The sequence below is a fragment of the Pseudomonas sp. MWU12-2020 genome, assembly GCF_023100605.1.
GTDB classification, from domain to species: domain Bacteria; phylum Pseudomonadota; class Gammaproteobacteria; order Pseudomonadales; family Pseudomonadaceae; genus Aquipseudomonas; species Aquipseudomonas fluorescens_H.
Window position 1 is genome coordinate 695,470 of sequence record NZ_JALMEX010000001.1, and the last position, 23,440, is coordinate 718,909.

The window sequence follows — 23,440 nt, forward strand, 5'->3', positions numbered from 1 at the left end:
GCTCATCATCGTGGAGCACATCATGTCCATCCTCCTCACCCACCCACTGTCCTGGAGCGCCGGCCTGCTGCTGCTCGACGCATTGCTCTGGCACCTCGCCCCGTTCCAGCACCGCGCACCGAGAGTCGGTATTCGCCTGGCGCTGTTCCTTGGTTTCAGCGCACTGATCATCAACGCCGAGATCAGCCCGTTGCAGGCGCCGCTGTTCGCCGATGACCGGGTGATGCAACTGGGCGCGACGGCGCTGGGGATTGTCTGGTGGCTGTACGCCGCGCGTGTATTGACCGAAGTGATCGGTCTGGCGCTGATGCGGCGCATCGGGCACAGCGGTCGGCTGTTGCAGGACGTGATCGGCGCGATGGTGTTTCTGGCAGCGATCGTCGCGGCCGCCGGTTACGTGCTGGAGCTGCCGGTCAAAGGTTTGCTGGCGACCTCCGGGGTGGTGGCGATCGTCGTCGGTCTGGCGCTGCAAAGCACCTTGAGCGACGTGTTTTCGGGGATCGTCCTCAACACCACCAAACCGTATCAGGTCGACGACTTCGTGGTGATCGACGGTGTCGAGGGCAAGGTGCTCGACATCGACTGGCGCGCCACGCATCTGCTGACCAGCACCGGCACCCTGGCGGTAGTGCCGAACTCGGTGGCAGCCAAGGCGAAGATCGTCAATCTCAGTCGTCCGAGCAACCTGCACGGCGTCTCGATCAGCCTCAAGGTGCCGAATCACATTCGCCCGCGACGGGTGCTCGACGCCCTCGACCGCACCCTGCAGGGCAGCAGCAGCCTGCTGCTCAATCCGCCGCCCAAAGCCGTGTTGAAAGAGGCCGGTGAGGAGATGTCGGAGTATGTCGCCAGCGGTTTCATCAGTGAACTGAGCAACAAAGGCGAAGTGCGCAATCAATTGTTCGACCTCGCCCACCGGCATCTCGAAGCCGCAGGTATTTCCCGGCATCCGGATGGCGTGATCGAACCCTCGACCCGCGCCCGCGCGTTGCTCGATGAAGTGAAAGTCTTTCGCTCGCTGAGCCATGAAGAACGTGATCGCCTCGCCGAATCGATGGTCGCGCAGCAGTACGCGGCCGGTCAGGTGGTGCTGGATCTGAATGAAGTCCCCGACAGTCTGTTTGTCATCGCCACTGGCGTGGTCAGTGCGACCGTGCCCGATGGCAACGGCCAGACCGAGGCCGGGCGCATGGGGCCGAGCGAGGTCATGGGCGAACAGAGCATCCTCGCCGATACCCCGTCGCAAGCCACGTTCACCACGCTGACCTCGAGCATCATCTACCGCCTCGACAAAACCCTGGCGCGCCAATGCATGGAGCAGCGCAGCGAAGTCGGCCAGGCGCTGAACAAATTGCAGGCCGTGCGACAGCAGAGCAGTCGGCTGGCGTTGATGGCCAAACCGGTGGCGGTGCGCAAGGGTGGTTTTTTGGGTTGGCTGCAAAAGCGCTGATGCGAGAGCAAGATCAAGAGCCCCCCTCACCCCAACCCTCTCCCCCAAGGGGGCGAGGGGGAAAGGGAGCCGATCTCCGTGTACTTCAATTTCGGAGATCGGCTCGGTATTGCAGGTCGGCGTATCGCGAACAAACCCCTCGGTCAGTCCCCTCTCCCTCTGGGAGAGGGCTAGGGTGAGGGGCTTCAGGCATCACTTGGCCGTGAACTTGGTGTAGCTGTTGATCAGGTTGCGGTAGTTCGGCAGGCGCTCGGACAGCAGATGCGCCAGGCCTTCCATGTCGTTGCGCCAGTCACCCTGCAGCTCGCAAGCCACGGAGAACCAGTTCAGCAGGTGGGCACCGGCCGCCGACATCCGCGCCCACGCCGCTTGCTGCACAGTGGTGTTGAAAGTGCCGGACGAGTCGGTGACCACGAACACTTCATAACCTTCGGCAATGGCTGACAAGGTCGGGAACGCCACGCAGACGTCGGTCACCACACCGGCGATGATCAGTTGCTTGCGGCCGGTAGCCTTGATCGCTTTGACGAAGTCTTCGTTGTCCCAGGCATTGATCTGGCCTGGACGCTGAATGAACGGCGCGTCCGGGAACTGCTCACGCAGCTCAGGCACGATCGGGCCGTTCGGACCGGCGTCAAAACTGGTGGTGAGGATGGTCGGCAGTTTGAAGAACTTGGCGATGTCGCCCAGTGCCAGCACGTTGTTCTTGAACTCGTTGGGGGTGAAGTCCTGCACCAGCGAGATCAGACCGGTCTGGTGATCGACCAGCAGCACGACCGCATCATCTTTGTTCAGACGCTTGTAGGGAACGCTCATGGGAAACTCCTTGGGTGGATGTTGCAAGAAGCGCCGTGCCGGTTGGCCGGCGCTTTTTTGTAGGGATCAGAAAGCGAAACAGGAACAGCCGAACGCGCCCCAGAAACCGGCGAAGTCGCTGACCGGTGCGTTCGACAGTCGAGCCTTTTCATGGCTGTGCGAGTGCACCGCGCAGGCACCGACGCACTGGTGCACTTGCGCCTGCAACGGCGAGTTCGGGCGCCAGTGGCCCGGCACCTTGACCACCGGCGACCAGTCCGGCAGCACGGGGATCGAGCGGGGGCCGAGGTCTTCGAAATCGCCGGCGGCGTAAACGATCTTGCCGCCGACCACGGTCAGCACCGACTCGATCCACTTGATTGCTTCTTCCTCGACATGGAAAAAGTCCGCGCTCAGCGCCGCCAGATCAGCCAGTTGCCCGACCTTGATCTGGCCCTTGTTGCCCTGCTCGGAGGAGAACCAGGCGCTGCCGTGGGTGAACAGTTCCAGTGCGGTAGTGCGCGGCAGACCTTCTTCGTACAAGGCCAGACCGCCGACGGTGCGGCCGCTGACCATCCAGTACAGCGAGGTCCACGGGTTGTAGCTGGACACCCGCGTGGCATCGGTGCCGGCGCCTACTGGCACGCCTTCGGCGAGCATGCGTTTGATCGGCGGCGTGGCTTCGGCGGCTTTCGCGCCGTAGCGGTCGACGAAGTATTCGCCCTGGAACGCCATGCGATCCTGAATCGCGATGCCGCCGCCCAGCGCCCTCACCCGCTCGATGTTCTGCGGGGTGATGGTTTCGGCGTGGTCGAAGAACCACGGCAGACCATTGAATGGAATGTCGCGATTGACCTTCTCGAACACGTCGAGCATGCGGCTGATCGATTCGTTGTAAGTGGCGTGCAAGCGGAACGGCCAGCGCTGCTCGACCAGATGGCGCACCACCGGTTCCAGCTCCTGTTCCATGGTCTGCGGCAGGTCCGGGCGCGGTTCGAGGAAGTCTTCGAAGTCGGCGGCGGAGAACACCAGCATCTCGCCGGCGCCGTTGTGCCGCAGGTAATCGTCGCCCTGGTGCAACTTGACGCTGCCGGTCCAGTTCTGGAAATCGCTGAGCTCTTCTTTCGGTTTCTGGGTGAACAGGTTGTAGGCGATGCGCACGGTCAACTGGTCGTCCTTGGCCAGTTGCTCGATCACCTGATAGTCATCCGGATAGTTCTGGAAACCACCGCCAGCATCGATCGCGCTGGTCAGGCCGAGGCGATTGAGTTCGCACATGAACTGCCGGGTCGAGTTGACCTGATATTCCAGCGGCAGCTTCGGCCCCTTGGCCAGCGTCGAGTACAGAATCATCGCGTTGGGTTTTGCCACCAGCATGCCGGTCGGGTTGCCGTTGGCATCGCGGACGATCTCGCCACCCGGCGGGTTCGGCGTGTCACGGGTGTAACCGGCGACGCGCAGGGCGGCACGGTTGAGCAGCGCGCGGTCGTACAGGTGCAGGACGAATACCGGGGTGTCCGGTGCCGCCTGGTTGAGTTCTTCGAGGGTCGGCATGCGTTTTTCGGCGAACTGGAATTCGTTCCAGCCACCCACCACGCGCACCCATTGCGGAGTCGGCGTGCGGTCGGCCTGCTCCTTGAGCATGCGCAGCGCATCGGCCAGCGACGGCACGCCTTCCCAACGCAGTTCGAGGTTGTAATTCAGGCCGCCACGGATCAGGTGCAGGTGCGAGTCGTTGAGGCCGGGGATCACGCAGCGCCCGTGCAGGTCGATCACTTGCGTGGCCGAACCACGCAGGGCCATGGCCTGGGTGTCGTTACCGACGACGACAAAGCGGCCGTCCTTGATCGCCACCGCACTGGCCAGCGGTTTGCTGCGGTCTACGGTATGAAATTGGCCATTGAACAGAATCAGATCGGCGTTCATCGCAGTTCCTTTCGAGTAGATGAATGGGTGTCAGCGTGACGGCTGTTTCGCGAGCTCGACGTGAGCATGGGCCTGACCGGCTTCCAGCCACGGCGCGAACAACCGGGTCACGCGGGGCATGAACACGTACACCACCGACAGGACGATGGTCAGGGTGATCAGGAACGTGGCGACCACGTAGTTGGAAAGCAGCGGATGCAGCTTGAGCAGAGGCCCCCAGATCAGCGGCACCAGCAGCGTGTGCGGCAGAATCACCAGCAGGGTGATCACCGCTTGCTTCCAGCGCGGCGGCGGCTTGGCGGCATCGGCCAGTGGTGCGAACCAGAATTCGTTGACCGGCGCGACTTCGGTCTGGTCGCCATCGGCGAGCATCGGCGCTGCTTCATCCACCAGCGCCTGACGCTGCGGCGACTCCAGCCACAGCTGCATGGCCTCGGTGGAGCAAAAGCGCAGCACGCAGGTGTAGGTGTCGAGGCCTTTAAGCTTGCCGCGCACCACGTCAACCCCGAGGTGGCCGTCGCGCTGCCCGGCGACCCTGACGATGTTGCGCAACCACGCCTCGTAAGGCTGTTCGAATCCGGCCTTGACCCGGTGCTTGACGATCAGGGTCACGGTTTCACCGACCCCCGGTGCTTTTGGACTCAGGGCTTCAGGCATAACGCAGCACTCCGGGCAGACGGACATTGAGCGCCAGGCGTCCCGGCCCGGCGATAAACACAGTGGCGAACAGGATCAACAGCAACCAGCCGAATTGCCCCTCGGCCACACTCCATTGCGGATGCACGACCAGCAGCGCCACCAGCAGAACAAAAAGAATAGGCAAGCAAGCCAATCGCGCCAGCACCCCGGCGACGATCAGTAGCGGGCAGAGCACTTCGGCGAAAATCGCCAGGCAGAGCGTGAGGTGCGCGCCAAGGTGGAAAGGGTCTTCGATCTGCTGCAATTGCGCGTTGAAGTTCAACAGCTTGGGCAAGCCGTGCACCCACAGCAGAAACAATCCGCCGCTGACCCGCAGAAACAGCAAACCGGCGTCTCGCGCCCGTTCATCCCTTTGCAAAGCGTTCATGACCCCACCCTTTATTTCTTATCGGGGTGAATCATGCTCGGTGCGGGCGGTGGGAAATTGAATGGATGTGCTCTCTTTCAGGCCATCCGGACTTCTGTAGGAGTGAGCCTGCTCGCGATGCGGTGTGTCAGGCGCCAAGAATGGTGACTGTGGAGGTATCTTCGCGAGCAGGCTCACTCCTACAGGTTTTGCTGTGTGTTCAAGCAAGCGGGATATCCAGCGGCGCCGCCATGAACTGGCTGATCCGCGAGCGCAGCCAGCGCTCGGCCGGGTCGTTGTCGTGCACCCCGCTCCAGGCCATCGACAGTTGGGCGGCATCGATCGGGAACGGTGGATCTTCGGCGCGCAGGTTGCAGCCTTCGACCAGCGCACACGCGGCGTAGTCCGGCACGGTGGCAATCATTTCGGTGCCGGCGAGCAACGCGCGCAAACCGCTGAACTGCGGCACACCGAGCACCACGCGCCGCCGCCGGCCGAGCTTGGCCAGATCCAGGTCGATATTGCCGCTCAGGTCGCCGGAGAACGACACCATCGCGTGCGGACGCTCGCAGTATTCGTCCAGTGTCAGCGGCCCGGGACGGTCATCGCCGCGCAGGACCTTGCAGGGAATATCGCGCAGCTTCTTGCGCTTGGCGTTGGCCGGCAGATCGGTGGTGTAACTGACCCCGACCGAGATTTCCCCGGACGCCAGCAGCGCCGGCATCAACAGATAGTTGGCACGGCGCACCACCACGACAATCCCCGGTGCTTCTTGCTGGAGCTGTCGCAGCAGCGGCGGAAACAGACCGAATTCGGCGTCGTCCGACAGGCCGATGCGGAACACGTCGCAACTGCTCGCCGGGTCGAACTCCTTGGCCCGGCTGACCGCGCCGGAGATCACATCCATAGCCGGTTGCAGTTCCTGCAGAATCGCCAGCGCGCGGGCGGTCGGCTCCATGCTGCGGCCGTTGCGCAGCAGCAACGGATCATCGAACAGGTCGCGCAAACGTCCCAGCGCGGCACTGACTGCCGGTTGGCCCATGAACAGTTTTTCAGCAACGCGGGTCAGGTTCTTTTCGAACATCAGCGCTTCGAAAATCACCAGCAGGTTCATGTCGACGCGACGCAGATCGTTACGGTTCATGGGCGGCAATTCCTTCTATGACCAGTCGCAAGTGCTGAGCACTTTACCCGATCAACGGCGGTTTGCATCCGGGTCAGGCCTGCGAATTAACAACGATTAACTCGTCAGCCTGCCTCTCTCGTCTTAACAATGAAGGCCTCTGCGCAGCGTTGTTATTGCCCCCACGACACGGACTTTGGCCATGGCTCATTTACAGCAATCAGTCGCCCTCGCCCCTGCCAGCGAACCCCGCAAGCCGCTCATCGGCGGCCTCAGCCCGCAACGGGAGCGGCAGGTCAAACAACTGATCCTCGAACGCCTCGGAGAAAGCCTGGAAGTGGCCGAGCTGGCACGCGCCTGCTCGCTGTCGCGCAGCCATTTCTCCCGGGCGTTCAAGGCCAGCACCGGCCTCGCGCCCCAGGACTGGATCCGCGAACAGCGCATCGCCCGTGCCAAGCTGCTGATCCGCCACACGGGCCTGAGCCTGACGCAGATCAGCCTGGAATGCGGCTTCTGCGATCAGGCACATTTCTGTCACATGTTTACTCGCAGCGAAGGGATCAATCCGTTCGCCTGGCGCTGTCAGGTCATGCGTGAAAACCAGGACACCCGGACCCGGCCCATGACCTTTTGAGCGTTGCGCAGGAGCCTGGCGTTGCACTGATGGCCAAACCTGAGGAATATGCTGCGATACCTTGCACCCGACGATCTGCGTCCTCACGCAGCGTTCATTTGCCAGGATCGCCGCATCACCGCAGGAGTGTGCTGTTGAGTATTTCCCCGAATCAGGCCATCGGCTTCGGCCCCTATCGGATCTACACCGGGCAGCGGCTGGTCATGGAAGGTGACCAGCCGCTGCGCCTGGGTCGGCGCGCCATGGACATTCTGCTGATGCTGCTGGCGCATGCCGGTGAAGTGGTGAGCAAGCAGCAACTGCTCGCTGGCGTGTGGCCGGACAGTGTCGTCGAAGACATCAATCTGCGAGTACACATGGCCGCCCTGCGCAAGGCGCTGGGCGATGGTCAGGCCGGCCAGCGCTACATCGTCACCGTGGCCCAGCGCGGCTACAGTTTCGTTGCGCCGCTGACGGTGCAAGTCAGCGGACAACGGCTGCTGGAGGCAGCACCCGGACGCCATAATTTGCCGTTGCGCCATACCCGGATGATCGGCCGCCAGCCGCTGGTGGACAATCTGATGCAGCAACTGCCGCGACAGCGTTGCATCACCCTGGTCGGCTCCGGCGGAATCGGCAAGACCACCGTCGCCCTGCGCGTCGCCGAGCAGTTGCTCGGACGCTATCGCGACGGGATCCGGCTGCTGGATCTGGCACCGCTCAACGACCCGACGCTGATCGCCTCGCAACTGGCAACCCTGCTTGATCTGCCAGTGCACGACAGCGAGCCGCTGGCGGGTGTGATCAACGATTTGCGCGAGCGGCAGATGCTGCTGGTGATCGACAATTGCGAGCACCTGATCGATGCCGTGGCGCTGCTCGTCGAGAGCCTGCTGAGCGGCGCGCCGCAGGTGCACATTCTGGCCACCAGCCGTGAAAGCCTGCGCGCTGAAGGCGAGTTCGTGCAGCGTCTGGAATCCCTCGATTGCCCGCCAGCAATGGCCGTTCTCGATCGCCAGCAGGCGATGGGTTTTGCTGCCCTGCAACTGTTCGTCGAACGGGCCATGGGCGCCCATGAACACTTTGAACTGAGCGACGCCGACGTACCGCTGGCCATGGAAATCTGTCGGCGCCTGGACGGTATTCCGCTGGCCCTGGAGCTGGCGGCAGCGCAGGTCGAGAGCCTGGGCCTGAACGGCTTGCTGGAGCAATGGCAGGGCCATCTGCACCCGCTGGCGGCGGGCAACCACCCGCGCCATGCGCGGCACCAGACATTGCACGCCACACTGGACTGGAGCTTCAACCTGCTCAGCTCCTGCGAGCAGACCTGTCTGCGCCGCCTCGGGGTCTTTCGCGGCAGCTTCAGCCTGGCATCGGCCGCGGCGGTGATCGTCGGTCAGCACATCGATCCGACGCAGGTACTCGCGTCGGTCACGCAACTGGTGGGTAAATCGCTGCTGAATGTGGATGTTGGCGATGAAGAAGTGTTTTATCGCCTGCTCGACACGACCCGCCATTACGCCCTGGAAAAACTTGAATACAGCGGCGAGCACGAAACCCTGCGCGAACGCCACGCCGAACGCTGTCTGGCATTGATGGAGCAGGCGCAGACCGAATGGGAAAGCACTCCGAGCACGCAATGGATCGAGCGCTATGCCCGAAGCCTGGAAGACCTGCGCGCCGCCCTCGACTGGAGTTTGCACGGCAACGGCTCGCGCCATCTCGGCATCCGTTTGACGGCGACGTCGGCCGCGTTGTGGCAAGAGCTGTCGTTGCTCAAGGAATATGGCGACCATGTGCGCCAGGCACTGACCTTGCTCAGCGGTGCCGAGCAACCCTGCCCACGTCTGGAGATTGCCCTGCAACTGGCACTCGGCAGCGCCTGCTACCACACCTGGGGCGGTTCGCCGGAGACTGTCGACGCCTTCACTCAGGCCAACGCATTGGCGCAACAGCAAAACGATGTCGCCGGACAATTGCGTGCCATCTCCGGGCACCTGGCGGTCAATCTCAGTTGCGGGCATTACCAGGCGGCATTGCTGCAAAGCGAACAGTTCGATCGTCTCGGCGGCCACGACGAGCCACTGCTGTCGTTGAGCATTCACCGCTTGCGCGTCCTCGCCCTGCACTTCGCCGGCGACCAGCCGCAAGCGCGGGTCAGTGCCGAGCAAGTGATCCAGCGCATGGCCCACAGCGGCTATCGCAACCGCTTCACCCACGGTTTCGGCGTGCAGTACGACCAGAGCGTGGCTTCGCTGACCATTCTTGCCCGGGTGCTGTGGCTGCAGGGGTTTCCCGAACAGGCTTGGCGCACCGCTCGGCAGGCGCTGGACATCGCGGTGCAGATCAATCACGGCACTTCGATCTGCTACACCCTGGCGCTGGCCAGCTGTCTGATCGCGCATTACAACGGCGACGACAAGAACGCTCGCGCGCTGTTGCAACTGCTGTTGGAGCAGGCGCAGAAGCACTCGGTGCTGCTGTTCTATCGATGGGGCCGGCACTATGCGCAGGTGATCGATAACCATCTAGCCCAGCCCGACGCTCCGGCGGATAACGGGCTGATCAAGGAGCTGATGGTCACGCTCGATGCTCGGCATATCGATGAGGCGTTGCTGGAGCGGGCGCACAGCGGTGCGGCAGGCTGGAGCACCGCAGAAGTGTTGCGGGCCGAGGCTGAGCGGTTATTGGCGGATGAGGCGGGTTGTCCGCAAGGACGCCTTCGTGAACAGGCAGAACACCTCCTGCAAAACGCTCTCGCCATCGCCCGCTCCCAGGGCGCGCTGGCCTGGGAGCTACGCAGCGCCACGTCTTTGGCTCAACTGTGGCAGCGTCAATCACGCCATCGCGAGGCACTGGATCTGCTGACCCCGATCTACCAGCGCTTCACCGAAGGCTATGCCACCCCGGACCTGCGCAAAGTGCGCTTACTGCTCGACGCGTTGCGTGGCCAGTTGTCCGCCCGCGCTTGATCGATTTCGTCCGCTGTACAGGACATGACGCTGCAGGTTTTCCATCCGTTCAGCGCTGGTTTCCAGCTGTTCGCGGACATAACAGCGAAGGGTGTTGAGCATCCGATACCGCGTCGAATCTCCACCGCGCTCCATCGTCAGCCATGACTTGGCGGCCAGGCGTTCAATCACCGCCCGCAGATGCGCACCGTCAATGACTCGCAGCGCAGCGTCCGCGGTGAAGGCCATGTTGAACACCGACAGGCGCTGCAATACCCGTCGTTCACAGGGACGCAAATCCTGATAACTCCAGTCCAGCGCGGCGTTCATGGATTGATGCCGGGGCATCGCGGTGCGTCGGCCATGACTGAGCAGGCGCAGACCGTTGTCCAGTTGCGCTAGCAGCCCCACCAGCGCCAGCGCATCGATTTGCGCAGCCGCCAGTTCGATGGCCAGCGGCAAACCGTCCAGGCGCCGACAGATCGCGCACACGGTGTGCAGATCCTGCTCGCGCAGGCGGAAATCGTGCTGACGGGCACGCGCACGGCTGACCAGCAATTGCACCGCCGAATAGCCCATGAGCTCGTCGACACTGGCCGGCGCCGACGCCTTGGGGAAGGTCAATGGCGCAATCGGTTGCAGGGTCTCGAGATGGGCTTGCAGCGGTTCGCGACTGGTGACCAGTAGCGCCAGCCGTGGCGCCGCCAACAGCAATCGTTCCACCAGCGCCCGGCATGATTCGCGACGCCGCTCGCCGTTATCCAGGATCAGCAAGGCATGCCGCGACGCTAACGTATCGAACGAGGTATCCAGAGTGTGCAGCAGACAGTCGAGCAACGACGGCGCATCACCGGCAATGGACAGGTCGATGTACCAGACACCGTCGCGATAATGCTGCAACAGCAACTCGGCCACCCGCAGCGCCACCGTGGATTTGCCGATGCCCGCCGGGCCCGTCAACGTCATCAGCCGGCACAGCGGCATTTGTCGCACCAGGCTGCCGACCAGCGAATCGCGGCCGATGACCGGAGTCAAGCGTGCGGGCAGGTTATGTTGCGGCGCCTGCAGGGTTTCGAATACCACTTGCGCGACACTGTCGCCGTGCACCGGGGCGATAAAGCTGTAACCACATTGCGGCACATTGACGATGTAGCGCTGGCCGTTTTCACCATCGCCCAGTGCCCGGCGCAACGCAGCGATGTGCACCCGCAGGTTGATCTCTTCGACCACACTGTCCGGCCACACCCAGGCGATCAACTGCTCCTTGCGCACCACTCGACCAGCGTGCTCGACCAGCACCTGCAAAATATCGAGAGCGCGCCCGCCCATGCGCAACTGTCGATCCCCTTCGAGGATCAACCGTTGGCGCAGATGAAAGGCGTATGGCCCGAAATGCAGGACCGATGCCGCGGGTAAATCATTGTGGCTGTTCATGCCGTTTTTCAGCGCCAGCGCCTGCGGGCAGCATGCCCTCGGCGTCCAGTGCCTCTCCCTCCCAAGCGTTGCCGTTTATCTTGGCAGGCGCCGGTAACGGCACAACCTCCGTACGGGGCGCAACACGGACATCCGGATGCACCGGACGGACACAACCGCTCTAGCTGAACTGTTCGCGGTATTGCGCCGGGGTCAGACCAAGCTTTTCAGTGAACAGAAAACGCATGTGCCGCACACTGCCGAAACCACTTTTATAGGCGACGGTCTTCAACGGCAGCTCGGTGGTCTCCAGAAGATTACGCGCGCAATCAATCCGGGCGTTTTGCAGAAACTCCATCGGCGTCATGCCCACATCCCGCGCGAACAGCCGCGCAAAGTGCCGGGTACTCATGTTCGCCAGACCCGCCATGCGCTCGACCGTGAAGGCTTCTTCGAGGTGTTCCAGCACATGGTTCTGCACCCGCGTGATCGCGGTTTCCTGGGGGGATACTGCCGCCATCAACGGACTGAACTGCGCTTGTCCGCCCTGTCGTTTCATCACCACCAGCAGAACCTTGGCCACGTCCTGAGCGACTTTTTTCCCATGATCCCGGGCGACCACGGCCAGCGCCAGATCGATACCGGCGGTCACGCCTCCCGAGGTAATCAGATTGCGGTCTTCCGTGTAGATCCGGTCGGTCTCCACCTGCGCCTCGGGGAAGGCCTTGATCAGTCGTTCGGTGTAGTTCCAGTGCGTGGTCACGCGATAACCGTCGAGCAGACCGGCATGCCCGAGCACAAAGGCCCCGGTGCAGATCGAACCGTAGCAACCAGCCTGCCTCACCGCGCGCCGCAGCCAGGCGAGCAGCGCCGGGTGCCTTTCGTTATAGGCACCCGGCCCACCCGGTACCAGCAACAGGTCGAAGGCCTGTGCCGGGTCGTCGATATGGCGGTCGGTCTGCACCTGCACACCATTGGACGCGCGCAGCATCCCGCGCTCAGTGCCCAGGGTAATCAGTTGATAGTGATCTTCGGGCTTCAAGTAGCGATTGGCGACCGAAAACACCTCCATGGGACCGGCCATGTCGAGCAGAAGAAAGTCGGGAAACAGCACCATTGCCACGGTTTTCATGGGTGAACATCACTGAAATCAAGGAAAAGGGAGCAAGCCTCGCATTATGGCCAAGTGCGTAGAGAGCGGCGAAAAGAATGCGTGATCGATTGCGCAAAACTGTCAACCTGAGAGGGACAGTATTTCAATTTCCATCTACTTATTGCATCCATCGTTTAACAGTAACCTTCTCCTCACTCGGACGAATCAACGTCCCGCAAGGAGAATCCATCATGCTGACCCTTCGCAAAGCTTCCGACCGTGGCCTCGCCAATCATGGCTGGCTGAAGTCCTTCCACACCTTTTCCTTTGCCAGTTACCGCGATCCACGCGAACAGGGTTTTTCCGACCTGCTGGTGATCAACGATGACCGCGTGGCGGCCGGCAAGGGTTTCGGCCAGCACCCACACCGCGACATGGAGATCTTTTCCTACGTGCTTGAAGGTGCGCTGGAGCACAAGGACACCCTGGGCACCGGTTCGGTGATCCGCCCTGGTGATGTGCAACTGATGAGCGCCGGCAGCGGCGTGGCCCACAGCGAGTTCAACCATTCGGTCACCCGGCCTGTGCACTTTCTGCAGATCTGGATCGTGCCGGAAGTGGCCGGTGCCAAGCCGCGCTACCAGCAAGAGCACTTCAGTGCGCAGAAAAAACGCGGCCGCCTGCAACTGATCATCTCGCCGGACGGCGCTGATGGCTCGCTGAAAGTACGGCAGGACGCACGGGTCTACGCCGGCCTGTTCGACGGCCAGGAAAGCACAACGCTGAAACTGCCGGCCAACCGTTATGCCTACGTGCATGTGGCGCGTGGCAGCGTGGAACTCAACGGCGTGCAATTGCAGGAAGGCGACGGTGTGCGGGTTCGTGAAGAACAGGCCCTGACCTTGAGCAACGGCGTGGATGCCGAAGTACTGGTGTTTGATCTGCGGCCGCAGGAGTTGCCGCAAATGCCATGAGGCACGGGTTTAACGCCTGCAAAAACGGCCTTCATTTGAAGGCCGTTTTTTATTGCGGTGGCAGTGGCGTTGGCAACTCCGGCGATTTGAGTGTGTGGGCATCCTTACCCGCCTGGACCGCCGCGAAGGTGGTTTGTATCGCTACGTACATGTTGGCTTGGTTGGCGTAATAGGCCCCAACGACGATGGCGACTATTCCAAGTAACTGGACAGCCGTTGCTGCCCAGACATTGGCCTTGACGGTGGCGCCCTGCCTCGCTGCGTCCTGCGCGCCGTCGGCAATTCTGCGCATCTCTTGCGTAATCAAGTCGTAGCGTTTGTCTCGTTCGACTTGAGTTTTGTCCCGTTCTCCCTGAACAGATAAAAACCCGTCAATTTTCATTGATACCGCGTCCAGTCGAGCATCCATTCGTGTCTCGATGGTCTCGATCCTGGCATTGAATTCTTCTCGACTGATGGCGCCCATGACTTGCGTACTCTGACCGTTACCCGTTATGTCACTGCTTTGAAAGTGACTGAATTCCCTGGCTTCCAATTCGACACCTTTATCGGGCTACCGATACCGTCCGTGGTATGTCACTCCAGTGCAAGCGTGCGGCCTCGTACCAGCCTTTGGGTACGATAGCCCCCGGTCCTTCGGCCTACAAGCCAGCGGATTCTGCGTCCGGCGTAGGCCATTTCGTCAGACCTTGTGAGTTCGCCGAGAAAACGCGCCTTACTCGTTTTCCGACGCAAACACCTCGACGATCTGCTCGATCACTGCCCTCACCCGCGCGGTATGACGCAGGTCCGCATGGGTCACCAGCCACACTTCGTACGGCTGCGGCCGGGTACGCTGCGGCCAGAGCCGCACCAGACCGTCGCGCTCGCCCATGTACACCGGGATTTCTCCTACACCAATACCCGCCGCAATCGAGCGACGCATCAACAGGCTGGAACCGAGGCTGGCGACGATTCGTCCGCGGCTGATCGGCTCCCCCACCAGGTTCAGGTCCCGGTTGCTCTGCAGATACGGTTGATAAACCACCAGATCATGCCCGGCGAAAGCACTGCCGGGTTCAGGTTCTCCGTGGGCGTCAACGTAAGCTTTTGAGGCGAACAATCCCGTTGGCCAGCGCGCGATGCGCCGGGCGATCAGGTCCGGATTGTCGGGCCGGGTGTTGCGTACGGCGATATCCGCCTCGCGCTTGGCCAGACTGAGGATCTGCGTGGAGGCGTCCAACTGCACGCGTACGTCCGGATGCAGTTCATGCAGGCGGGCGATGGCCGGGATCAGGAAGTCGATGGCCAGCGAATCGGTGGTGCTGACCCGCACCGTGCCGGTCAGGCGATCATCCAGCCCCTGGATCTGCCGCTCCAGCTCCAGCGCCGAATGCTCCATTTTCTCCACGGACCTGAGCGCCGCTTCACCGACGGCGGTCAGCGCATAGCCGTCAGACGTGCGCAGGAACAACGTTGCGCTGAGGGACTTTTCCAGTGCGGTAATCCGCCGTCCGACGGTGGCTTGATCCACACCCAACACCCGCGCTGCGCCGCGCAGTGTCGACTCGCGACAGACCGCGAGAAATACCCGTGCGTCATCCCAATTCATATGATCCTCCGTTGATGCAGATTTGCATCACTGTGCCGCCAAAACGCTGCGCTAAAGCAGCAACAATAGCCGATATCCTCACCCCTGTTCTCAAGCTTGAAATGCTTTTGCAGGGAATCATTGGCGCTCCTCTGAACTCCCACCTACAGACCACCTACGCAACAGGACCGGATATGACACTGCCCAGCGAAATGACCCGTATCGAAATCACCCAACCCGGTGGCCCCGAAGTCTTGCAGGCCAAACACGTGCCCCTGCCCGTCGCCGCAGCCGGTGAAGTGCTGATTCGCGTGCACGCCGCCGGGATCAACCGCCCCGACGCCCTGCAACGCGCCGGCAAATACCCGATGAAGCCCGGAATGAATCCGATCCCCGGCCTGGAAGTGGCCGGCGAAGTCGTGGCGCTGGGCGCCGGCGTCAGCGAGTTTGCCGTGGGCGACAAGGTGTGCGCGCTGACCAACGGTGGCGGTTACGCCGAGTACTGCACCGTCCCGGCCGGGCAAACCCTGCCGATCCCCGATGGTCTGGATTGGGTGCAGGCCGCCGCCATCCCGGAAACCTTCTTTACCGTGTGGGCCAACCTGTTCGGCCTCGGCGACGCCCAGCGTGGCCAGCGCGTGTTGATCCACGGCGGCACCAGCGGCATCGGTACCACCGCACTGATGCTGTGCCGCGAGTTTGGCATCGAAGCCTTTGCCACTGCCGGCAGCGCGGATAAATGCGCGGCCATCAGCGAACTGGGTGGCCAGCCGATCAATTATCGCGAGCAGGACTTCGCCGCGGTCATCGCCGAAAAGACGGCAGGCCAAGGGGTAAACGCGGTTCTCGATATCATGGGTGCCTCGTACCTCAACGGTAATGTCAGCGCATTGGCAATGGATGGCCGGCTGGTAATGCTCGGCTTTCTCGGCGGCGGACGGGCCAACGACGTCGACCTGCTGGCGATCATGGCCAAACGCGCGGTGATCACGGGTTCGTTGCTGCGTGCGCGTACCTCGGAGGAAAAGGCCGCAATTGCCGAACAACTGCGCGAACACGTGTGGCCGGTGCTGGCCGCCGGGCGCTGCCTGCCGATCATCGACAAGGTCTACTCGCTGAACGATGCGGCCCAGGCGCATGCGCGCATGGAAGGCGGCGATCACATTGGCAAAATTGTGCTGCGGGTGGACTGAGCCGCAGCATTTTGTAATCGTTGCAAGCACACGGCGGTCGAAAAAGTCACGCGCAGGCGGAGGCTTCTGGTAAAAAGCCTTCTTTGTCTGCGTTGTGGTGAACCGTTTAATGTTCCTGTCCTTCATGACTCGTTTGCGTCGTCGCCGTCTGGCGTTCGCCTGCATGGCTGCGCTGATCATTGGCGTGCCGGCGAGTTGCGCGGTGCTCGAACACACCGAGCGCAAACTGCTGTTTCGCATCGAACCGGGCACGGCCGGCTGGTATCACGGCTTGCCGGGCAGCGTGCAGGAACTCGACTTGCAGCCCAAGAGTTTCAAGGCCGGGCAGAATATTCATGCCTGGTGGTGGCCGGCAGAAAAAGCCAATGCCCCGGCAATCCTCTATCTGCATGGTGTGCGCTGGAACCTCACCGGGCAGTTGTTCCGTATCGAACAACTGCGCGCGGCCGGCTACTCGGTACTGGCCATCGACTACCGTGGTTTCGGCCAGAGCAAGGGTGATCTGCCTTCAGAAAGCAGCGTGTACGAAGATGCTCGTGTGGCGTGGGAACGCTTCAAACTGCTGCAGCCCGACCCGAGCAAACGCCTGATCTACGGTCACTCGCTGGGGGGCGCCGTGGCCATTGATCTGGCTGCCGAACTCGGCCAGGACGCCGTTCGGGACAATACTCCGCTGCCGGTCAAAGGCCTGGTGATCGAGTCGACGTTCACCTCCCTCGCCGACGTGGCGGCCGCAGTGGCCAACACTTCACTACCGGTGCGCTGGCTGCTGTCGCAGAAGTTCGACTCCATCGACAAGATCGCCGAAATTCACATGCCACTGCTGGTGGTGCACGGCATGGCCGACGCGTTTGTGCCGCCGCGCTTCAGCGAGCAACTGTTCAACGCCGCCCAACAACCAAAGCGACTGCTCTTGGTGCCGGGAGCCACCCACAACAACAGCATGGCGCTGGGTGGGCAGAATTATCGCAAGGCGATTGATGCGCTGATGCAGTCCAAACCCGCGCCCCACGTCGCAGGACCCGCGCTGGCACGCAGCGCACAGGACTCCTAGCGATAGCCGCGAGCCTGCAGATCAAACAGTTTGGCATAGTGTCCATCGGCGGCGATCAGGCTGTCGTGATCGCCCTGCTCCAGTATCCGTCCGGCCTCCAGCACCATGATCTGATCGGCGTTGCGCACGCTGGAAAAGCGATGGGAGATCAGCAGGGTCATGCGCCCTTCGGTGTGCTGGCTGAAATGCTCGAACACTGCCGCTTCCGCCGCCGGATCCAGCGCCGAGGTCGGTTCGTCGAGGATCAGGATGTCGGCATCGCGGCGCATATAGGCCCGGGACAAGGCAATCTTCTGCCATTGCCCACCCGACAACTCCTGACCGCCGGCAAACCAGCGACCCAGTTGCGTTGCATAGCCACGGTCAAGCCCTTCGATGAACGGCGCGGCCATTCCCTCGGCGGCCGCTGACTTCCAGCGTTGTTCTTCATTGAACGCCGAGGTATCCCCCACGCCGATGTTTTCACCCACCGTGAACTGGTAGCGAATGTAGTCCTGAAAAATCACGCCGATACGCCGACGCAAGGTGATCTCTTCCCAATCCTGCAAATCGCTGCCGTCGAGCAGAATGCGCCCCTGATCCGGCCGATACAGGCGGGTCAGCAATTTGATCAGTGTGGTCTTGCCTGAGCCATTCTCCCCCACCAGTGCCACGCTCTTGCCCGGCACCAGGTGCAGGTCGATGCCTTCCAGCGCTGCCCGGGTTGCTCCGGGATAACGGAAACCGACGTTTTCAAAGCGCAGGCCATCGCCCGGTTGCGCGCCGACAGTGAGGTGACCGGAATCGGCCAGCACCGGTTCGGCCAGGTACTCGTACAGGTTCGACAAGTACAGACCGTCCTCGTACAAGCCGCTGATCGCACTCAGGCTGCTGCTGACCGCACTCTGGCCCTGCTTGAACAGCACCAGGTACATGGTCATCTGGCCGAGACTGATATTGCCGTTCACGGCATCGATCACCACCCAGGCGTAAGCCAGATAGAACGCCCCGGTGCCGAGCAATCCAAGACCGAAGCCCCAACCATCGCGACGCAATGTCAGGCGCCGATCCTCAGCGTAGAGCTTGGCGAAGGTGTCCCGATAACGCTGCAACAGCAACGGCGCGAAGCCGAACAGCTTGACCTCTTTGATATAGGCCTCATGGGACAGCAATGTTTCGATGTAATTTTGCTGCCGACTCTCCGGCGCACGGCGGGTGAACAAGCGGAAAGCGTCGCCGGAAAAATGCGCCTCGGCAAAGAACACCGGCAACGCGCCGACCACCAGTAATACCAGCGCCCACGGCGAAAAATGCACCAGCAGCACACCGAAGCTGATCAACATGATCAGGTTCTGGATCAGCCCCGGCGACTTCATCACCAACGCCAGCGGCCGGGTCGAAGCTTCGCGGCGCACGCGGACCAGTTTGTCGTAGAACTCGGAATTCTCGAACTGCACCAGCGACAGGGTCTGCGCCTTCTCCAGAATCAGCGTGTTGACCTTCTGCCCCAATTGCACCCGCAGCAACGACTGTTGCACCGAGAGCGCCCGTTGCGCGCCGGACAACAGCGCCAATACCCCCGCCTCCATCAGCACATAACGCAACACCGGCCACAGTGGCGCATCGCCCTGCTGCGCGTGCAACTGCATCGCCGTCACGACCGCATCGACAATGCGCTGGCCCAGCCACGCAGCCAGCGCCGGCAGAACGCCGGCAATCAGGGTCGCCAGCACCAACCCCAGAAACAACCCGCGTGATGTCGCCCAGACCAGCAACAGGGCGCGCCGGGCCTGATCGAACAGGGCGTTGAAGCGGCAAATCAAAGGCATGGCAGATCAAGCTCGATAGGTCGTACAGGGTGTCATGGTACTCCGCAGGTTTTATCCGTGCTGAAGCGCGGCGTTTTCAGAAGAAAAACATCTGGAAAAACTCTGGCCGTTGCGGCGTCCAATGCTTTGCTATGGTTTAACCGCCTTTCGCGGAACCTGGCGAAAATCGCCTCTCTCCGCGCCTACTGCCAGGAACGCCATCATGAGAATCAATCCCTACCTGATCTTCAACGGCAACTGCCGCGAGGCCTTCACCTTTTATGAACAAGCCTTGCAGGGCAAACTCGAAGCAATGATGACCTACGGCGAAACACCCGCCGCCGAACACGTACCGAAGGAGCACCACAACCTCGTCAACCATACCTGCCTGAAGGTTGGCGACCAGATGATCATGGCCTCGGACACCACACCTGACCGGCCAACCGGGGGCATGAGCGGGTGCTCGATCTCCCTCAACGTCGACAGCATTGCCGAAGCCGAGCGAGTGTTTAACGCGCTGGCCAAGGACGCTCGCGTCGACATGCCGCTGCAAACCACGTTCTGGGCCGCCCGTTTCGGCATGCTGGTCGATCGCTTTGGCGTGTCATGGATGGTTAATTGCGAGACTGACCAGTGATGCTGACATTTCGTCAGGCATGAAAAAGCCCAACCTCTTCAGGTTGGGCTTTTGGGTTTATCGCTGGGCCAGCTCATGCCGCACGCATTGTTCGTAATAGGTCTGCTTGACCGCCGCGGGTTTGAGCCTGGAGGTGCTGTTGTACGTCTGCTCGGTAATGCCCATCGCCGTCATGCGCATCCACGGTTGCTGGAACTTGCGCACCTGCAACTGCTTGCGCGCGCCGTACAGCGAGATCCCCGACAGCTTCGACTGCTGCGCCCCGGCAGCGATGTCCGAGCCCCAGGTACAGGCAAACCGATGACTCTTGCTCAACTCTTTCGCTTCAATGGCCGAAGCGAAGGCAGCCAGGGAAAGCGTTGCAACGGTTATGACAATCGTCCGCATATAGCCAACCTAACCTTTTGAAAAAAGGCGAGTTTGCCGGGGAAGCCCAAGCCTGGGGGCCAGCAAATTGCCGCTTTTCCGAGATTGACCTGTGCCTGCGCCGTGATCAGCGACCGCTGCGGACCTCAACCCGCAGACGCTCGGCGCCCTCCTCCGAACATTCGATATTCACCGGCAAGAAGCGCTCGATCACTGCGATATTGCTGTGCAGATGCTCGGTCATTCTCGGGGTGGTGAATGACCCGCCGCCGGCCAGCGCCATCGGCAGCAGCAACTGGTCGGCGAGGTGTTCCGCCACCGCAGCGTCACTGCGCAACCAGTCTGCCGCCTGATTGATTGCGGTATCAGCGACCTTCTCCGCCCGTAACAACACCTGGCCAAAGGCACTGAAGACTTCGGTGACCTGTTCGAACACGTACTCCAGCAACAACACATTACCGGGGCCACGCGCCGGATCGAGCGTGATCGACTGCAATGTTTCCGATGACCAGTTCAGGCGTTTGGCCACCCGATTCAGTTCTCGCTCGGCGACAGTCGGTGCGAGACCGGCCGTCAGCGCCATTGCTTGATGCGACAGCAGTGCCCCGCGCTCACACAGATCAAGTCGCGTCAGTTGCGACGGCTGCACCGTGACGTCGATCTCACCACCACCGGCCGGGACGAAGCCGTGACGCAACAGATCCAGCTCAATACCGGCCCCCATGCGTCGCATCAGCGGCAACCAACTGCGCGTGAGGAAATCGGCAGGCGGCGCCAATGGATTATGGGTACCGCCGCTGATCCGCACGCGACTTGTGCCCCGCGCCTGCAACAGCGCAGGCAGCAGTGTCTGCAACACCAACGTGCAACTACCGGCCGTACCGATCGCAAACCGGTAATCACCCGAACGAATCGTTCCCGGCTCGAAATGCAGCTCTTGCGAGCCCAACTCCGCTCCCGCGATCCGTGCGCCGCAGACTTCGGCAGCTGCCATCACTGCCGTCAAATGCTGACGCAACAGTCCCGGCCGACTGCGTCGGGCGCGAATCTGTTTAATGCGAAACGCCTGGCCCGTCACCATCGACAGGCTCAGCGCGCTGCGCAACACCTGACCGCCACCAATCGCGCCGTCCAGTTCAATCACTTGCTGTTCCATTTCAATCCTTACGCGTACAACCCGACGGTCTCCCTGAGGTAGTCATCCAGTCGTCGCGAGTCTTCCTGAGTTCTGAGTAATGTGGGCACATCGCGCTCGAGTTCGGCCGCGATGAACCTGTGCAGCGCCGGACGACGTGGACCATAGGTGCTCTCGTCGGCATTGCGTTTAAGTGCCAGCAGTTCGTCGACTTCAGCCAGCAGTGCACGGTCGTCGACCGTGGTCAGCAGGTCGGCGAAGGTCATCGGTGGACGCCCACGCCCCTGATCGATCCAGCGCACCGCCAACAATGGCCGCAGCACGTAGAAGTACTTCTTGAACCGCACGCTGTCGCCTTGCAGGTACTGGCGAAAATTGTTTTTCGCCATCGACAGATAGTGGTTACGGGCTGCCGGCGGGCTGTAGAACGCTTCGGCCAGCTCACGCAGTTGCGCAACCTGTGCGCTTTCGCTGCGGTACACCAATGGCGAGTCGAGCCACTCCAGCAGCGTCGGGTTGGACTTGCGCAACAACCCGAGGGTCTTGCGCAGCTCCCAGCCGCTGACATCCAGCTCATCGTCCAATGGCCGCTCGATCACATCGCGCGGCGTGTCGACCTGAACGAACCACTGCGGTTTTTCCACGTACACGAACCGTACGTCGTAGTCACTGTCGGTCGAGGCAAAGCCCCAGGCCCGACTGCCGGACTCACAGGCGTACAACACCGTGACGTTGCGCTCGCGCTCTATACGCGCCAACTCTTCCAGTACCCGCGCACGCATCGTGTCGCACAGCGGGTGGCGTTCTTCGAATTCCATGATTGCTGATCCTTTTATCCTTTGACGCACACCACTTGCCGCAGGGTGTGCAGCACTTCCACCAGTTCGCGCTGGGCGTGCATGACTTTGTCGATGTCCTTGTAGGCCATCGGAATTTCGTCGATCACCGCTTCGTCCTTGCGGCACTCCACATGCGCCGTGGCGCGGATCTGATCCTCGACGGTGAAGGTGTTCCTGGCCTTGGTGCGGCTCATGGTGCGGCCGGCGCCGTGGCTGCAGGAGTTGAACGACTCTTCGTTGCCCAGGCCGCGCACAATGAAACTCTTGGCGCCCATCGAACCCGGAATGATCCCCAGCTCACCTTTCTTCGCCGACACCGCGCCTTTGCGAGTGACCAATACTTCTTCGCCGAAATGCCGCTCTTTCTGCACGTAGTTGTGGTGGCAGTTGACCGCTTCCAGCGCCACCTCGAACGGCTTGCGAATGATCTGGCGCGTGGCCTGAATCACCGCACGCATCATCAGTTCGCGGTTCTGTCTGGCGAAGTCCTGCGCCCAACTCACCGCTTCCACGTAATCATCGAAGTGCTGGCTGCCTTCTTCGAAATACGCCAGGTCGCGATCCGGCAGGTTGGCGATGTGTTGCCGCATATCCGCCTGAGCCTTCTGAATGAACAGGTTGCCGATAGCGTTACCGACACCGCGAGAACCACTGTGCAACATGAACCAGACCCGGTTGGCTTCATCCAGGCACACTTCAATGAAGTGGTTGCCACTGCCAAGCGTGCCCAGATGCCCGCGGTTGTTGGTGTTGGCCAGTTTCGGGTACTTATCGGTGATCAGTTTGAAACGTGGCTGAAGCCCCGCCCACGCCTGATCGGCTTGCTGCGGAATCTCGTCCCACGCGCCCTTGTCGCGCCGCGAACGGTTCGAACTGCGGCCATGGGGCACCGCTTGCTCGATGGCGCTGCGCAGACCTTGCAGGTTGTCCGGCAGATCGGCAGCGGTCAGCGACGTGCGTGCGGCGATCATGCCGCAACCGATGTCCACGCCGACGGCCGCCGGGATGATCGCGCCCACCGTCGGAATCACGCTGCCAATGGTCGAGCCCTTGCCCAGATGCACATCCGGCATCACCGCCAGATGCTTGAAGATGAACGGCATCTTTGCAGTGTTCATCAGTTGTTCGCGGGCCTCGGTTTCTACCGGGACGCCTTCGGTCCAGAGTTTGATCGGCTTGCCGTTGGCGACTTCGAGCAGTTGGTAAGTGTGTTCTTTCATTTCTCTATTCTTTATTCGTTGGCCGATGATTCGGCGTTGTTCCGTCATGTACAGCGACAAAAAAACAGACACTGTGGCTCTGCCAGTCGAGCCCCCGTTGCCGGGGCGGGATTCGAACCCGCGTTCCTATGGAGTACCTGTTGCATTCGCTGCCTTCTTTTTCAATTAAGGTGGCACGACAAAAGTTGATGACTGTTGCGCGTTGCCGCGCACCGGGGTTAACCGGCCTCAGATGTACAGCCATCAGGCATTCGTG

21 protein-coding genes are annotated in these 23,440 nt (G+C 61.6%); 7 read left to right on the top strand and 14 right to left on the bottom strand.

What is annotated here, in order from left to right; genetic code table 11:
• Nucleotides 1-22 precede the first annotated feature (22 nt).
• Nucleotides 23-1,450, top strand: a complete 1,428-nt coding sequence (locus tag M0814_RS03295) for a mechanosensitive ion channel family protein (protein WP_103483594.1) — start codon at nt 23-25, stop codon at nt 1,448-1,450.
• A gap of 192 nt (nt 1,451-1,642) precedes the next feature.
• On the opposite strand, the gene ycaC is transcribed toward M0814_RS03295, so the two are convergent.
• The 5 genes from ycaC to M0814_RS03320 all read right to left on the bottom strand — a co-directional run bounded on the left by ycaC (nt 1,643) and on the right by M0814_RS03320 (nt 6,360).
• Nucleotides 1,643-2,266: an isochorismate family cysteine hydrolase YcaC gene (gene ycaC / locus M0814_RS03300; protein WP_003226320.1), complete on the bottom strand. Its 624-nt coding sequence runs from the start codon at nt 2,264-2,266 to the stop codon at nt 1,643-1,645.
• Nucleotides 2,267-2,332: 66 nt separating this feature from the next.
• On the bottom strand, nt 2,333-4,171 hold the full coding sequence (locus M0814_RS03305; RefSeq protein WP_103483595.1) for an amidohydrolase: 1,839 nt from the start codon (nt 4,169-4,171) through the stop codon (nt 2,333-2,335).
• A 30-nt stretch (nt 4,172-4,201) separates the two neighbouring features.
• Nucleotides 4,202-4,828, bottom strand: coding sequence for an antibiotic biosynthesis monooxygenase (locus M0814_RS03310; RefSeq protein ID WP_103483596.1), 627 nt, complete (start codon nt 4,826-4,828; stop codon nt 4,202-4,204).
• Complete coding sequence (locus tag M0814_RS03315; RefSeq protein WP_103483597.1) at nt 4,821-5,237, bottom strand: DoxX family protein; 417 nt, start codon at nt 5,235-5,237, stop codon at nt 4,821-4,823. The genes M0814_RS03310 and M0814_RS03315 overlap by 8 nt, the downstream gene beginning before the upstream one ends.
• A 199-nt stretch (nt 5,238-5,436) precedes the next feature.
• On the bottom strand, nt 5,437-6,360 hold the full coding sequence (locus M0814_RS03320) for a LysR family transcriptional regulator (protein WP_103483598.1): 924 nt from the start codon (nt 6,358-6,360) through the stop codon (nt 5,437-5,439).
• 181 nt (nt 6,361-6,541) lie between these two features.
• Here M0814_RS03320 and M0814_RS03325 point away from each other — a divergent pair, with 181 nt between their 5' ends.
• Entirely contained in the window at nt 6,542-6,973 is a 432-nt protein-coding gene (locus M0814_RS03325) for an AraC family transcriptional regulator (RefSeq protein ID WP_103483599.1), read from the top strand.
• Between the two features lie 134 nt (nt 6,974-7,107).
• Nucleotides 7,108-9,924 (top strand): winged helix-turn-helix domain-containing protein, encoded by a 2,817-nt coding sequence (locus M0814_RS03330; RefSeq protein ID WP_103483600.1) that lies wholly within the window; start codon nt 7,108-7,110, stop codon nt 9,922-9,924.
• Here M0814_RS03330 and M0814_RS03335 read toward each other — a convergent pair.
• Together M0814_RS03335 and M0814_RS03340 are read right to left on the bottom strand one after the other, a co-directional pair.
• A complete protein-coding gene (locus M0814_RS03335; protein ID WP_103483601.1) occupies nt 9,880-11,337 on the bottom strand; it encodes a winged helix-turn-helix domain-containing protein in 1,458 nt (485 codons plus the stop codon). The two genes, M0814_RS03330 and M0814_RS03335, sit on opposite strands and share 45 nt — an antisense overlap.
• 160 nt (nt 11,338-11,497) lie before the next feature.
• Nucleotides 11,498-12,448: a GlxA family transcriptional regulator gene (locus M0814_RS03340; protein WP_103483602.1), complete on the bottom strand. Its 951-nt coding sequence runs from the start codon at nt 12,446-12,448 to the stop codon at nt 11,498-11,500.
• Between the two features lie 212 nt (nt 12,449-12,660).
• On the opposite strand from M0814_RS03340, the gene M0814_RS03345 reads away from it, so the two are divergent.
• Nucleotides 12,661-13,383 carry a pirin family protein gene (locus tag M0814_RS03345; protein WP_103483603.1) on the top strand — a complete coding sequence of 241 codons (723 nt, stop codon included), beginning with the start codon at nt 12,661-12,663 and terminating at the stop codon, nt 13,381-13,383.
• A gap of 49 nt (nt 13,384-13,432) precedes the next feature.
• Here the strand turns inward: M0814_RS03345 and M0814_RS03350 are convergent, their stop codons facing one another.
• Together M0814_RS03350 and M0814_RS03355 are read right to left on the bottom strand one after the other, a co-directional pair.
• Nucleotides 13,433-13,849: a hypothetical protein gene (locus M0814_RS03350; RefSeq protein WP_103483629.1), complete on the bottom strand. Its 417-nt coding sequence runs from the start codon at nt 13,847-13,849 to the stop codon at nt 13,433-13,435.
• Nucleotides 13,850-14,098: 249 nt separating this feature from the next.
• Nucleotides 14,099-14,974 (bottom strand): LysR family transcriptional regulator, encoded by an 876-nt coding sequence (locus M0814_RS03355; RefSeq protein ID WP_103483604.1) that lies wholly within the window; start codon nt 14,972-14,974, stop codon nt 14,099-14,101.
• 173 nt (nt 14,975-15,147) lie between these two features.
• Between M0814_RS03355 and M0814_RS03360 the strand changes: the two genes are divergently transcribed.
• Both M0814_RS03360 and M0814_RS03365 read left to right on the top strand, forming a co-directional pair.
• Nucleotides 15,148-16,146 carry an NAD(P)H-quinone oxidoreductase gene (locus M0814_RS03360; RefSeq protein ID WP_103483605.1) on the top strand — a complete coding sequence of 333 codons (999 nt, stop codon included), beginning with the start codon at nt 15,148-15,150 and terminating at the stop codon, nt 16,144-16,146.
• Between the two features lie 109 nt (nt 16,147-16,255).
• Nucleotides 16,256-17,200 (top strand): alpha/beta fold hydrolase, encoded by a 945-nt coding sequence (locus M0814_RS03365; protein ID WP_103483606.1) that lies wholly within the window; start codon nt 16,256-16,258, stop codon nt 17,198-17,200.
• Here M0814_RS03365 and M0814_RS03370 read toward each other — a convergent pair.
• A complete protein-coding gene (locus M0814_RS03370) occupies nt 17,197-19,008 on the bottom strand; it encodes an ABC transporter ATP-binding protein (RefSeq protein ID WP_103483607.1) in 1,812 nt (603 codons plus the stop codon). The two genes, M0814_RS03365 and M0814_RS03370, sit on opposite strands and share 4 nt — an antisense overlap.
• A gap of 202 nt (nt 19,009-19,210) precedes the next feature.
• Here M0814_RS03370 and M0814_RS03375 point away from each other — a divergent pair, with 202 nt between their 5' ends.
• Nucleotides 19,211-19,624, top strand: a complete 414-nt coding sequence (locus tag M0814_RS03375) for a VOC family protein (RefSeq protein ID WP_103483608.1) — start codon at nt 19,211-19,213, stop codon at nt 19,622-19,624.
• A 57-nt stretch (nt 19,625-19,681) separates the two neighbouring features.
• Here M0814_RS03375 and M0814_RS03380 read toward each other — a convergent pair whose 3' ends face one another.
• The 4 genes from M0814_RS03380 to M0814_RS03395 form a co-directional block, all read right to left on the bottom strand.
• Complete coding sequence (locus M0814_RS03380; protein WP_003226343.1) at nt 19,682-20,011, bottom strand: hypothetical protein; 330 nt, start codon at nt 20,009-20,011, stop codon at nt 19,682-19,684.
• A 106-nt stretch (nt 20,012-20,117) separates the two neighbouring features.
• A complete protein-coding gene (gene rtcA, locus M0814_RS03385) occupies nt 20,118-21,146 on the bottom strand; it encodes an RNA 3'-terminal phosphate cyclase (protein ID WP_103483609.1) in 1,029 nt (342 codons plus the stop codon).
• Nucleotides 21,147-21,154: 8 nt separating this feature from the next.
• Nucleotides 21,155-21,943, bottom strand: coding sequence for a nucleotidyltransferase domain-containing protein (locus M0814_RS03390; RefSeq protein WP_103483610.1), 789 nt, complete (start codon nt 21,941-21,943; stop codon nt 21,155-21,157).
• A 14-nt stretch (nt 21,944-21,957) separates the two neighbouring features.
• Complete coding sequence (locus tag M0814_RS03395; RefSeq protein ID WP_103483611.1) at nt 21,958-23,184, bottom strand: RtcB family protein; 1,227 nt, start codon at nt 23,182-23,184, stop codon at nt 21,958-21,960.
• Nucleotides 23,185-23,440 lie beyond the last annotated feature (256 nt).